This is a genomic window from Mycobacterium colombiense, from assembly GCF_003284935.1.
Taxonomy (GTDB): domain Bacteria; phylum Actinomycetota; class Actinomycetes; order Mycobacteriales; family Mycobacteriaceae; genus Mycobacterium; species Mycobacterium arosiense_A.
In genome coordinates this window covers 1-12308 of record NZ_QMEV01000100.1, presented here as the reverse complement: position 1 = coordinate 12308, position 12308 = coordinate 1, and the positions used below count along the sequence as shown (strand labels likewise).

The following is a 12308-nucleotide window of genomic DNA, read 5'->3' as shown; positions in this document are numbered from 1 at the left end:
CGCTGAGATCGGGCGCCTGCAGGACCGTCGCGCCGACGACCACGCCGACGTATCCCGGCCCCGATCCGGTGGCGGACCGATTCACCACCGCCGCCTGGTCGACCACCAGCTGGGCCACCGTGCGGCCGTCGAAGGCGGCGCGCTGCACGGTCGCCCCCTCCGGGTTGGAGGTGGCCGCCAGGACGAACACCCCGCGATCGTGCGCGGCGGCGGCTTCCAGCAACGGCCGCAGCGAGCCGAACCCCAGGTAGGGCGTGGCCGTCACGGCGTCGGCGGCCAGCGGCGAATCACCCGCCCAGGCGGCGGCATAGGCCGCCATCGTGGTGCCGATGTCGCCGCGTTTGGCGTCGGCCAGCACCAGCACGCCGGCCGACCGCAGCGCCGCGATGGTGCGTTCCAGCACCGCGAACCCGGCGGCGCCGTAGGCCTCGAAGAACGCGACCTGGGGCTTGACGACGGCGAGTCCGGAAAACGCCTCGATGCAGAAGTCGCAGAACGCGGCCAGCCCGTCGGCGGTGGTGGGCAGGCCCCAGGCGCGCAGCAGCTCCGGGTGTGGGTCGATGCCCACGCACAACGGGCCGCGTTCCGCTTTCGCGGCCGCCAGCCGGACGCCGAAGCCGGTCACCGCGCGCCCTTGTCCGACATCTGGCTGTGCAGCTCTTGCAGGCTGCGCACGCCGATGTCGCCGCGGATGCCCGCTTCGATGCCCTGGACGGCGGCCGAGGCGCCCTGCACGGTGGTGACGCACGGGATGTTGACCGACACTGCGGCCGAACGGATTTCGTAGCCGTCGATGCGTGGCCCGGAATTGCCGTAGGGCGTGTTGATCACCATGTCGATCTCGCCGGCCTTGATCGCGTCGACCGCCGACATCTCCGGGCGGCCCGGCTGCGGGTCCTCGAAGTGCTTGCGCACCTCGTCGCATGGAATCCCGTTGCGGCGCAACATCTCCGCGGTCCCCTCGGTGGCCAGCACGCGGAAGCCCAGGTCGGCCAGCCGCTTGACGGGGAACACCAGCGAGCGCTTGTCGCGGTTGGCCACCGACACGAAGATGGTGCCCTGGGCCGGTAGCGATCCGTAGGCGGCGGTCTGGCTCTTGGCGAACGCGCTGCCGAAGTCGCGGTCGATGCCCATCACCTCGCCGGTGGATTTCATCTCCGGGCCCAGCAGCGAGTCGATGCCCGAGCCGTCGGCCCGGCGGAACCGGTGGAACGGCAGCACGGCCTCCTTGACCGCGATCGGGGCGTTCTGCGCCGCGTGGGCGCCGTCGCCGGACTCCGCCAGCAGCCCCTCCTGCCGAAGCTGGGAAATCTTGGCACCCAACATGACCCGGGCGCAGGCCTTGGCGAGCGGGATCGCGGTGGCCTTGGACACGAACGGCACCGTGCGGCTGGCGCGCGGGTTGGCCTCCAGGACGTAGAGCACGTCGTCCTTGAGCGCATACTGCACGTTGAGCAGCCCCACCACCCCGATGCCGTGCGCGATGGCCTCGGTGGCGCGGCGCACCTTCTCGATGTCGCTGCGGCCCAGCGTCACCGGCGGCAGGGCGCAGGCCGAGTCGCCGGAGTGGATGCCGGCCTCCTCGATGTGCTCCATGATGCCGCCGATGTACACCTCGGTGCCGTCGCACAGCGCATCGACGTCGATCTCCACCGCGTCCTCGAGGAAGCGGTCGACGAGCACCGGGTGCTCAGGTGAGAGCTCGGTGGCGCGGGTGATGTAGCCGCGCAGCGTCTCCTCGTCGTAGACGATCTCCATGCCCCGGCCGCCCAGCACGTAGGACGGCCGCACCAGCACCGGGTAGCCGATGTCTTCGGCGATCCGCCGGGCCTGGTCGAAAGTGGTTGCGGTGCCGTACTTCGGCGCGGGCAGGCCGGCCGCGGTGAGCACGTCACCGAAGGCGCCGCGGTCCTCGGCCAGGTCAATGGCCTCCGGCGGGGTGCCGACGATCGGCACGCCGGCGTCGGCGAGGCGCTGCGCGAGCCCGAGCGGGGTTTGGCCGCCGAGTTGCACGATCACCCCGACGACACCCGGGCCGTCGCCGGCGGACTGCTGTTCGGCGCGGAACACCTCGAGGACGTCCTCGAAGGTCAGCGGCTCGAAGTACAGCCGGTCGGCGGTGTCGTAGTCGGTGGACACCGTCTCCGGGTTGCAGTTGACCATCACGGTCTCAAAACCGGCCTGGGACAACGTCGTTGCCGCGTGCACGCAGCTGTAGTCGAATTCGATGCCCTGCCCGATGCGGTTGGGTCCCGACCCGAGGATCAGCACCTTGGGCCTCTCGGTCTGCGGCGCCACCTCGGTCTCGGCGGCGGGGTCCAACTCGTAGCTGCTGTAGTGATACGGCGTCTTGGCCTCGAATTCGGCCGCGCAGGTGTCGACGGTCTTGTACACCGGGTGCACGCCGAGGCGCTCGCGCAGCGAGCGCACCCCGTTCTCGCCGGCCAATTCCGGTCGCAGCGCGGCGATCTGGCGGTCCGACAGCCCGCTGTGCTTGCCCCGGCGCAGCAGGTCGGCGTCGAGCACCGGGGCGGCGATCAATTCCGCGCGCAGCGCGATCAGCTCACCGATCTGCGCGACGAACCACGGGTCCACACCGCTGGCGTCGGCGACCTGCTCCACCGACGCGCCCAGCCGCAGCGCCAGTTCGATGTCGTAGAGCCGGCCCTCGGTCGGCGTCCGCAGCCGGGTCAGCACCGCATCGAGGTCGCCGTCGGGGTCGGGTTTGGTCCAGAAACCCGCGCGGGTGGTTTCCAGCGACCGCATCACCTTGCCGAGCGCCTCGACGAAGTTGCGGCCCAACGACATTGCCTCGCCGACGGACTTCATGGTGGTGGTCAGGGTGGGGTCGGCGCCCGGGAACTTCTCGAACGCGAACCGCGGCGCCTTGACCACCACGTAGTCCAGGGTGGGCTCGAAGCAGGCCGGCGTCTCCTTGGTGATGTCGTTGACGATCTCGTCGAGGGTGTAGCCGATGGCCAGCTTGGCGGCGATCTTTGCGATGGGAAACCCGGTGGCCTTGGACGCCAGCGCGCTGGACCGCGACACCCGCGGATTCATCTCGATGACGATCAGGCGGCCGTCGACGGGGTTGATCGCGAACTGGATGTTGCACCCACCGGTGTCCACCCCGACCTCGCGCAGGATCGCGATGCCCAGGTCGCGCATCCGCTGGTATTCGCGGTCGGTCAGCGTCATCGCCGGCGCGACGGTGACCGAGTCACCGGTGTGCACGCCCATCGGGTCGAAGTTCTCGATCGAGCACACCACCACGACGTTGTCGTTGCCGTCGCGCATCAGCTCGAGCTCGAATTCCTTCCAGCCGTAGATCGATTCCTCGATCAGCACGTTGGCGCTCGGGCTTTCGGCCAGCCCGGCGCCGGCCATCCGGTCGACCTCCTCGACGGATCGCGCCATCCCCGATCCCAGGCCGCCCATGGTGAAGCTGGGCCGCACCACAACCGGCAGGCCGAGCTCGGAGACCGTCTCGCGGACCTCTTCCATGGTGAAACACACTCGGCTGCGGGCGGATTCACCGCCGACCTTGGCCACGATGTCCTTGAACATCTGCCGGTCCTCGCCGCGCTGGATGGCGTCGAAGTCGGCGCCGATGAGTTCGACGCCGTAGCGCTCCAGCGCCCCGTTCTCGTAGAGCGCCACCGCGGTGTTCAGCGCGGTCTGCCCACCCAGGGTGGCCAGCAGCGCGTCGATCTTGTTGCCGCGCTGCGCCTGCTGGGCAAAGATCTTCTCCACGAAGGCGGCGGTGATCGGCTCGACGTAGGTGTGGTCGGCGTACTCCGGGTCGGTCATGATGGTGGCCGGATTGGAGTTCACCAGGCTGACTTCCAGGCCCTCGGCCCGCAGCACCCGGCAGGCCTGCGTGCCGGAGTAGTCGAACTCGCAGGCCTGACCGATGACGATCGGCCCGGAGCCGATCACCAGCACGTGACGCAAGTCGGTACGGCGCGGCACTACCGCCCCCTTCCGCGGTTTGGGGCCGCCATCAGGTCGATGAATTGGTCGAACAGGTACTCGGCATCGTGCGGGCCGGCCGCGGCCTCCGGGTGATACTGGACCGAGAAGGCCTGCCCGTCAGCGAGTTTGACGCCCTCGACCACTCCGTCGTTGGCGCAGGTGTGGCTGACGATCGCCTGGCCGAACGGCGTGTCGAAGGACTGGCCTGCCTCGCCTTCGAGCGCGAAGCCGTGGTTTTGCGCGGTGACCGCCACCCGCCCGGTGGCGTGGTCGATCACCGGGATGTTGATGCCGCGGTGACCGAACACCAGCTTGTAGGTGGACAGCCCCAACGCCCGGCCCAGGATCTGGTTGCCGAAGCAGATGCCGAACAACGGGATTCCGGCGCCCAGCACCTCGCGGGTGACCTCGACGATGTGATCCGCGGTGGCGGGGTCACCGGGGCCGTTGGACAAGAACACCCCGTCGGGCCTGATGTCGGCGATCTGTTCGTAGGTCGCCGAGGACGCCAGCACGTGGGTGCGGACGCCGCGGCGGGCGAAGTTGCGCGGCGTGTTGGTTTTGATGCCCAGGTCCAGCGCGGCGACCGTAAACCGCGGTGACCCTTCGGGTTCCACGATGTAGGTGTCGGGCGTGCTGACCTCGCCGGCCAGGTCGGCGCCCAGCATCGACTGCTGGCCGCGCACCCGCTGCACCAATTCGTCGACATCGGCGAGCGCGTCACCGGAGAACACCCCGGCCTTCATCGAACCGCGGGTGCGCAGGTGCCGCACCACCGCGCGGGTGTCGATGCCGGCGATGCCGACGATCTGCTGGCGGACCAGTTCGTCCTCCAGGGTTCCGGTGGCCCGCCAGCTGGACGGGCGCGGCGAGGGGTCGCGCACCGCGTAGCCGGCGACCCAGATCTTGTCGCCGCGACTCTCGGCGTCCTCGCCGTTCCAGCCGGTGTTGCCGATCTGCGGCGCGGTGGCCACCACGATCTGCCGGTGGTAACTGGGATCGGTCAGCGTCTCCTGGTAGCCGGACATGCCGGTGGAAAACACCGCCTCGCCCAGTGTTTGGCCGACCTTGCCGAACGGTGTGCCGGTGAAGACGCGGCCGTCCTCGAGTACCAATTGCGCCTTGCTCACGCAGCTCCCTCCTGATGCGCCGATTCGAGCCACTCGTCGTAATCGCCGCGGCTGTTCGCCCGGAACCCGGTGTCGATCTCGACGCCCGACGGCAGCCGCCAGCGGATCGCCAGAATCCCGATCCGGCCCGTCATTCGGCGCTCCATACGGATCTCGGTGATCGAGTCTTGCGGAATCCAAATCGGTTGCGCCCGTATGCGATCCACCATGATGCCGCCGGCATAACGGGTGAGCACCGCCTTGCTCCGGTATCCCAGATCGCCGGCCGCGATCCGCTCGTGCCAGCCCGGCGCCATCATGGAACCGCAATAATGTCCCCGGGTGGTGATGGTCGCCGCCCCCACGTTGTCCGGAATCTCGGGCAACGCCCCGATCAGCTCCGCCTGTTGCTGTGAGCGACGATGCCACGTCCGCATCATCAGCTGGATCACCACCGTGAGCACCACCACCACCACGGCCGCGAAGATCAGCGACCCCACCAGGGTGCCCGAATTCATGCCGGGGACTTCCCGTCTCGGGCGGTGACCTTGCCGCGCAGCAGCGTGGCGGTCACGGTGGCGGGCAGGGTCATCGCCTCGTAGGGCGTGTTGGCCGAGCGACTGGCCAGGTTGGACCCGGCGACGGTCCACGAGCCCGCGGGATCCACCACCGTGAGGTTGGCGGGCTCCCCCACCTCGAGCGGCCGGCCGTGGTCGGGCAGGCGCGCGATTCGTGCCGGATTTTCGCTCATCACCCGGGCGACGTCCCGCCAGGTCAACAAGCCGGGGGTGACCATCGTCTGCACCACGATCGACAGCGCCGTCTGCAGCCCCAGCATGCCCGGCCGTGCCGCGGAGAACTCCACGCACTTTTCGTGTTCGGCGTGCGGCGCGTGATCGGTCGCCACACAGTCGATGACGCCGTCGGCCAGGGCTTGGCGCAACGCCACCGCGTCGGCGGCCTCGCGCAGTGGCGGGTTGACGCGGTTCTGCCCGTCGTAACTGGTCAGCCTGCTGTCGTCGAGCATCAAGTGGTGCGGCGTGACCTCGGCGGTGATCGAGATCCCTTGCTCCTTGGCCCATTTCACGATCTCGACGGTGCCCGCGGTGGAGGCGTGGCAGATGTGCACCCGGGCGCCGGCGTCACGGGCCAGCAGCGCGTCGCGGGCCACGATCGATTCCTCGGCGGCCCTGGGCCACCCCGCCAGGCCCAGCCGGGCCGCGGTCGGTCCTTCGTGGGCGACGGCGCCGACGGTCAGCCGCGGCTCCTCGGCGTGCTGGGCGACGAGCACGCCCAGCCCGGTGGCGTATTCCAGGGCGCGGCGCATCACCAGCGGGTCGTGCACGCAGATGCCGTCGTCGGAGAACATCCGCACCTGCGCGGCCCCGGCCGCCATCATGCCCATCTCGGTGAGCTCCTTGCCGGCCAGCCCGACGGTGACGGCGCCCACCGGGTGCACGTCGACCAGGCCGACCTGCTGGCCCCGGTGCCACACGTGGTCGGTGACCACCGGGCTGTCGGCGACCGGGTTGGTGTTGGCCATCGCGAACACCGCGGTGTAGCCGCCCAAAGCGGCTGCGGCCGAGCCTGTTTCGATGTCCTCGGCGTATTCACGCCCCGGTTCGCGCAGGTGGGTGTGCAGGTCCACCAGGCCGGGCAACAGCACCTGGTCGGTGGCATCGATGACGTCCAGGTCCTCCTCGACGCGTCCGGCCGTGGCCAACCCGGGCCCGATCTCGGCGATCTGACCGTCGTCGATCAGCACGTCCGTCCGATCGCCTTCGCCGTACAACAGCACCCCGCGCAGCAGCACGCTCACGCCGCACCCTCTTCTCCGGCTAGTTCGGTGCCGACCAGCACATGGAACAGCACCGCCATCCGCACGTGCACGCCGTTGGAAACCTGTTGCAGCACGGCCGATTGCGACGAGTCGGCCACCGACGAGGCGATCTCCATGCCGCGCAGCATCGGCCCGGGGTGCAGCACCACGGCGTGGCCGGGCAGCAGCGCCTGGCGGCGATCGGAAAGCCCGTAGAGCGAGGAGTATTCGCGCACCGACGGGAAGAACCCGCCGTTCATCCGCTCGGCCTGCACCCGCAGCATCAGCACCGCGTCGGCGGCGGGCAGCTCGGCGTCGAAGTCGTTCGACACCGTGACCGGCCAGCCCTCGACGCCGACCGGCAACAGCGTCGGCGGCGCCACCAGGACCACCTCGGCGCCCAGGGTCGCCAGCAGCATGACGTTGGAGCGGGCGACCCGGCTGTGCAGGATGTCACCCACGATCACGACGCGGCGGCCTTCGATGCCGCCGAGCCGCTGGCGAAGGGTGAGCGCGTCCAGCAGCGCCTGGGTCGGGTGCTCGTGGGTGCCGTCGCCGGCGTTGATCACCGACGGTCCGCCCTGAGAGGCCATGTCCTTCGCGCCGGTCCACTCGGCGAGCAGGTGCGCGGCGCCGGACGCGGGGTGCCGGATGATCAGCGCGTCGGCGCCGGCGGCGCGCAGCGTGAACGCCGTGTCGCGCAGCGACTCCCCCTTGCCCACCGACGATCCGGACGCGCTGACGTTGATCACGTCGGCGCTCATCCACTTGCCGGCCACCTCGAAGGACACCCGGGTGCGGGTCGAGTTCTCGTAGAACATCGTGACGATGGTGCGGCCGCGCAGGGTCGGCAGCTTCTTGATCTCGCGGCCCACCAGCGCCTCGGCGAACCGGTCGGCGTCGTCGAGGATGGCGGTGGCGTCGTCCCGGCTCAGGTCCCCGGCGGCCAGCAGATGGCGCGTCATCGTGAGATCACCACCCCGTCGTCACCGTCGTTCTCCCTCAGCAGCACGTGCACGCTCTCGCCGCGCGAGGTCGGGACGTTCTTGCCCACGTAGTCGGCGCGCAGCGGCAGCTCACGGTGGCCGCGGTCCACCAGCACCGCCAGCTGCACCACCCGCGGCCGGCCCACGTCGCGCAGCGCGTCCAGCGCGCACCGTACCGAGCGGCCGGAGTACAGGACGTCGTCGACCAGGATCACCAACGCGTCGTCGATGCCGCCGGCCGGGATCGAGGTGGCCTCCAGCGGCCGCGGCGGTTTCTGCATCAGGTCGTCGCGGTAGAGGGTGATGTCCAGGGCGCCGTGGCCGACCTCGACGCCGCTGTATTCGCCGATGTTGGTGGCGAGCCGCTGGGCCAGAATCACACCGCGGGTCGGGATGCCCAGCAGCACCACCCGCGGCGCGTCGGGACCGTCCAGCGCGGTCTTTTCGATGATCTGATGTGCAATGCGGGAAATGGTGCGGCCCACGTCGGCCGCCGACATCAACTCCCGGGAATCGCTGGCTTTGAAACCGGGAAAGCCGGTGTCGCCCGCAGCACCCATACGAAACTTGACCTCCTTCTCCGCCTCGCCGGACGGATCGTTAAAGGATGTCGACTGCAGGGCAGCGTAGCACCTAATTTTGCCGGTGCCGCCGCGAGGCGCCCGCCGCGCCTGCGCCGCTCACCGCGCTAGTCACACGGGCCCCACCAGTCCCGGGCGCGGGGCACAGAACGGCCCTCCGGCGCGGCCTACTGCGGAGGCGGAGGAGGCGGCGGCGGAGGCAGCGGGCGGCGTGGGTTGATGGGCCCACAGTTCAGCCCGATTTTGCAGTCCCAGTTGCTTGCCTGAGGCTGGGGTGTGTCGCAGCAAACGTCGTCCGGCGATGTGGGCGTCGGTTCCACGGTCGTCACCGGGTCCGCCATGTCGGTGTGCGGCACATTGGCGCCGTTGACACCAGCGAGGGCGAACACGGCGACGCCACCGCACGCCGCGGCTAATTTGCTGGCCCATCGATTGGCCATAGCACCCGAATCTAATTTCTTCGCGCCGAATGTACAGAGGCTTTGTGCCGCGATCCCATTGCGGAGGCAGCGCAATTCCCGCCGTTAGCCGGCGGCCGAGCCATCCTCGGCCAGGCGTTGTGCGGTCAGCCCGGCATGCGCGATGCGGCGCAGCGCCGCGAGGATCGGCTCGTAGAAGATCGTCCCGAGGACGGCGTATTCGATTGCCGCCGTTGGGGGTTCCAGCGGCATCTGCTCGATGTCGTACTCGGCGATGGCGCTGATGTGCGGGGCGTACGCGCGCAACCGATCCTCGGTCATCGGCACGCCCGCGTCCTCGGCATCGGCGAGGGCACGGTCGAGCTGCGCCACCGCGGGAAGATCGCCGGGCACCTCGAAGCCAAGCGTTGCCAGCGCGGCCCGGGCCCGTGCGCAGTCACCGTCACCCGGGGGTGCAGCGGGGCGTGACAGCGCCGCCGTCGCCGCGCCCAGCGTCGCGAACAGCGATCGCCCCGGGTGGTCGATGAGGTCGACGACGGACCTGATCTGGGAGATCGACAGGCCGAGCGCGGACAGAGCCCTGATCAGCGCGATGCGTCGGACGTGCGGCTCGTCGTAGTGGGCGCGGGTCGAGCTGACGGCGCGGCCCGGCATCAGCACGCCCTCGCGTAGGTAGAACTTGATCGTCGACACCGACACCTGGGTGCGACTCGCCAGCTCCGACATCAGCACGGGAGCGCTCCTTCAATAGTCGTGCCCGAACACCTTGACATTAGATACTCTTACTACCCACTATTGGATAGTAGAAGTATCTAATCGTCCTCGATGTGTACAGGGAGCTTTTATGAGCACCTCGCTGATCACTCCAATCATGAGCATCACGCTGGGGGCGACCGTCGTCTCGGTCGTCACCATCGCGTCCGGCGGCGTCTTCTTGCTGCGGGTCGTCACCGGCAACCACGAAGCCAACGGACTGCAGAAATCGTTTTTCCGAGCGGGCCATGCGCACGCCGGCGTGCTCGTGCTGCTGGGCTTGGTGCTCACGGTGGTGGGCAACGCCGCGGGCGCGAGCCCCGCTTGGGCAAACGGCGGGGCGATCGCCGTGCTGCTGGCCGCCATCATGATGCCCGCGGGATTCTTCCTGTCGGTGCTCGGTCGCGACCCGGCGCGCCCGAACCGGATGATCGCGAGCGTGTGGCTCGGGGCGACGCTGCTGGTTGCGGGCGTCCTCACCTCCGGGGTGGCCACCCTGATCGCGGGCATCGACCGAATCTGAGGGCCGCCCGACCGGCCCGCTACCCTGACCAGGTGAATCGCTCGTCCCTCGACGGCAATGCCGCCTCCATCCGCGAAGTGTGCGACGCCGGCCTGCTCGCCGGTGCGCTCACCATGGTCTGGCAGCGCGGAGATGTCCTGCAGGTCAACGAGATCGGCTACCGCGACGTGGATGCCGGCCTGCCGATGCGGCGCGACACGCTGTTCCGGATCGCGTCGATGACCAAGCCGGTCACGGTCGCGGCCGTGATGAGCCTGGTCGACGAGGGCAAGCTGACGCTCAAGGACCCGGTCGTGCGCTGGGCGCCGGAGCTGGCCGGCCTGCGGGTGCTCGACGATCCGGCGGGCCCGCTGGACCGCACCCACCCGGTGAACCGGGCCATCTTGATCGAGGATCTGCTCACCCACACCAGCGGGCTGGCCTACGGCTTCTCGGTGACCGGGCCGATCGCCAAGGCCTACGTGCGGCTGCCGTTCAACCACGGCCCGGACGCGTGGCTCGCCGAACTGGCCAAGCTGCCGCTGGTGCACCAGCCCGGCGACCGGCTCACCTACAGCCACTCCATCGACCTGCTGGGCGTCATCGCCTCGCGCATCGAGGGCAAACCGTTCAACCAGGTGCTCGACGAACGCGTCCTCGGCCCGGTCGGCATGCCCGACACCGGATTCTTCGTGTCCCCCGAGGGACGCCGCCGCGCGGCGACCATGTACCGGCTCGACGGGCAGGGCCAGCTGCACCACGACGCGATGGGGCCGCCGCACATCACCCCGCCCTCCTTCTGCAACGCCGGCGGTGGGTTGTGGTCGACCGCCGACGACTACCTGCGGTTCGTGCGCATGTTGCTCGGCGACGGGTCCATCGACGGCGTGCGGGTGCTCTCCCCCGCCTCGGCCCGGCTGATGCGTACCGACCGGCTTACCGACGCACAGAAGCGCCACGACTTCCTCGGGGCGCCGTATTGGGTGGGCCGCGGCTTCGGCCTGAACCTGTCGGTGGTGACCGATCCCGCCAGGAGCGCGCCGCTGTTCGGGCCGGGCGGGCTGGGAACGTTCAGCTGGCCGGGCGCGTACGGGACGTGGTGGCAGGCCGACCCGACGGCGGATCTGGTGCTGCTGTACCTGGTGCAGAACCTGCCCGACATGTCCGCGGACGTGGCGGCGGCGGTCGCCGGCAACACATCGCTGGCGAAATTGCAATCGGCGCAACCGAAATTCGTCCGGCGGACCTATCAGGCGCTCGGCCTCTGACATGCCCGAGTACCCACCCGACCGCATCAGCGGGCCGCGGCTGTCGCTGCGCCCGCCCACGCTCGACGACGCCGGGGCGCTGTTCCAGCGGGTCGCCCGCGATCCGCAGGTCACCAAGTATCTGCTGTGGGCGCCGCACCCCGACGTGGCCGCCACGCGGCGCGTGATCACCGAAAAGCTCAACGCCAGCGCGGACGAGAAAACCTGGGTCATCGAGTCGCGGCACCGCGGGGAGGTGATCGGGCTGGCCAGCTGCCGGCGCACCGCGCCGCACTCGGTCGAGGTCGGCTACTGCCTGGGCCGGCGCTGGTGGGGCAAGGGGCTGATGTCGGAGGTGCTCGGCATGCTGCTGGCCGCCCTCGACGCCGACCGCGAGGTGTATCGGGTGTGGGCCACCTGCAGCGTGGACAACACGCGCTCGGCGCGACTGCTCGAGCACGCCGGCTTCTTCTTGGAGGGGCGGCTGGCCCGCCACGCCGTCTACCCGGCCATGGGGCCCGAGCCCCAGGACAGCCTGCTCTACGCCAAGATTCTTCGCTGACTAGCGGCGCGGCCCCGCGCCGTCGACTTCGAGCGCCCGCCGCCCGTAGGCCCGCACGTCGGCGTCGCCGTCCTTGAGCGCGATGCCCAGCGCGTCCCGGGCGGTCGGCTCACCGGCCCACCGGGTCAGGCTGAGCACGGCCGCCTTGCGCACGTCCAGGTGGGCGTCACCGAGCGCCTCGGACAGTTCCGGAATCGCGAAATCCACCGGCGCGCCGGCCAGCGCGCGCGCCGCGCCTTCGCGCACCTGCCAGGCCGGCGCCCGCAGCGCCTGCTTGATGGCGGCGTAATCCTGCTCGGCGCAACCCAATTGGCCCATCGCGGCCAGCGCGGCGGCGGCGGATAGTTGCGGGAAA

General features: G+C 69.9%; 12 protein-coding genes. 3 read left to right on the top strand and 9 right to left on the bottom strand.

What is annotated here, in order from left to right; genetic code table 11:
• From pyrF to DQP57_RS24915, 8 genes are all read right to left on the bottom strand, one after another.
• Positions 1 to 625: orotidine-5'-phosphate decarboxylase (gene pyrF, locus DQP57_RS24950; RefSeq protein ID WP_112635390.1), on the bottom strand; the 625-nt coding region annotated here is incomplete at its 3' end.
• Positions 622 to 3972, bottom strand: coding sequence for a carbamoyl-phosphate synthase large subunit (gene carB, locus DQP57_RS24945; protein WP_112635389.1), 3351 nt, complete (start codon positions 3970 to 3972; stop codon positions 622 to 624). The genes carB and pyrF, both read right to left, overlap by 4 nt.
• Positions 3972 to 5105 (bottom strand): glutamine-hydrolyzing carbamoyl-phosphate synthase small subunit, encoded by a 1134-nt coding sequence (carA, locus tag DQP57_RS24940; protein ID WP_112635387.1) that lies wholly within the window; start codon positions 5103 to 5105, stop codon positions 3972 to 3974. The genes carB and carA overlap by 1 nt, the downstream gene beginning before the upstream one ends.
• Positions 5102 to 5602 carry a transporter gene (locus DQP57_RS24935; protein ID WP_112635385.1) on the bottom strand — a complete coding sequence of 167 codons (501 nt, stop codon included), beginning with the start codon at positions 5600 to 5602 and terminating at the stop codon, positions 5102 to 5104. The genes carA and DQP57_RS24935 overlap by 4 nt, the downstream gene beginning before the upstream one ends.
• Positions 5599 to 6903, bottom strand: coding sequence for a dihydroorotase (locus DQP57_RS24930; RefSeq protein ID WP_112635383.1), 1305 nt, complete (start codon positions 6901 to 6903; stop codon positions 5599 to 5601). The genes DQP57_RS24935 and DQP57_RS24930 overlap by 4 nt, the downstream gene beginning before the upstream one ends.
• Complete coding sequence (locus tag DQP57_RS24925; protein WP_112635381.1) at positions 6900 to 7868, bottom strand: aspartate carbamoyltransferase catalytic subunit; 969 nt, start codon at positions 7866 to 7868, stop codon at positions 6900 to 6902. The genes DQP57_RS24930 and DQP57_RS24925 overlap by 4 nt, the downstream gene beginning before the upstream one ends.
• The gene (pyrR, locus tag DQP57_RS24920; RefSeq protein WP_112635380.1) at positions 7865 to 8449 is read right to left on the bottom strand and encodes a bifunctional pyr operon transcriptional regulator/uracil phosphoribosyltransferase PyrR; all 585 of its coding nucleotides are present in this window, start codon (positions 8447 to 8449) and stop codon (positions 7865 to 7867) included. Before pyrR ends, DQP57_RS24925 begins: the two co-directional genes overlap by 4 nt.
• Before the next feature lie 545 nt (positions 8450 to 8994).
• Positions 8995 to 9615 (bottom strand): MerR family transcriptional regulator, encoded by a 621-nt coding sequence (locus DQP57_RS24915; RefSeq protein ID WP_240631879.1) that lies wholly within the window; start codon positions 9613 to 9615, stop codon positions 8995 to 8997.
• Positions 9616 to 9733: 118 nt separating this feature from the next.
• Here DQP57_RS24915 and DQP57_RS24910 point away from each other — a divergent pair, with 118 nt between their 5' ends.
• Genes DQP57_RS24910 through DQP57_RS24900 form a run of 3 tightly spaced genes read left to right on the top strand, consistent with a single transcriptional unit; the run spans position 9734 to position 11953 of the window.
• Entirely contained in the window at positions 9734 to 10165 is a 432-nt protein-coding gene (locus DQP57_RS24910) for a hypothetical protein (RefSeq protein WP_240631878.1), read from the top strand.
• A 32-nt stretch (positions 10166 to 10197) separates the two neighbouring features.
• Complete coding sequence (locus DQP57_RS24905) at positions 10198 to 11412, top strand: serine hydrolase domain-containing protein (RefSeq protein ID WP_112635378.1); 1215 nt, start codon at positions 10198 to 10200, stop codon at positions 11410 to 11412.
• A 1-nt stretch (position 11413) separates the two neighbouring features.
• Positions 11414 to 11953: a GNAT family N-acetyltransferase gene (locus DQP57_RS24900; RefSeq protein ID WP_112635377.1), complete on the top strand. Its 540-nt coding sequence runs from the start codon at positions 11414 to 11416 to the stop codon at positions 11951 to 11953.
• Here the strand turns inward: DQP57_RS24900 and DQP57_RS24895 are convergent.
• Positions 11954 to 12308 (bottom strand): HEAT repeat domain-containing protein (locus tag DQP57_RS24895; protein ID WP_205869235.1); only part of this gene is annotated, 355 nt, incomplete at its 5' end.

Bases quoted from the DNA above. Each gene is read 5' to 3' on its own strand.
- pyrR (WP_112635380.1), bottom strand. From the start codon at position 8,449: ATGGGTGCTGCGGGCGACACCGGCTTTCCCGGTTTCAAAGCCAGCGAT.
- DQP57_RS24900 (WP_112635377.1), top strand. From the start codon at position 11,414: ATGCCCGAGTACCCACCCGACCGCATCAGCGGGCCGCGGCTGTCGCTG.
- DQP57_RS24915 (WP_240631879.1), bottom strand. From the start codon at position 9,615: ATGTCGGAGCTGGCGAGTCGCACCCAGGTGTCGGTGTCGACGATCAAG.
- DQP57_RS24925 (WP_112635381.1), bottom strand. From the start codon at position 7,868: ATGACGCGCCATCTGCTGGCCGCCGGGGACCTGAGCCGGGACGACGCC.
- DQP57_RS24935 (WP_112635385.1), bottom strand. From the start codon at position 5,602: ATGAATTCGGGCACCCTGGTGGGGTCGCTGATCTTCGCGGCCGTGGTG.
- DQP57_RS24910 (WP_240631878.1), top strand. From the start codon at position 9,734: ATGAGCACCTCGCTGATCACTCCAATCATGAGCATCACGCTGGGGGCG.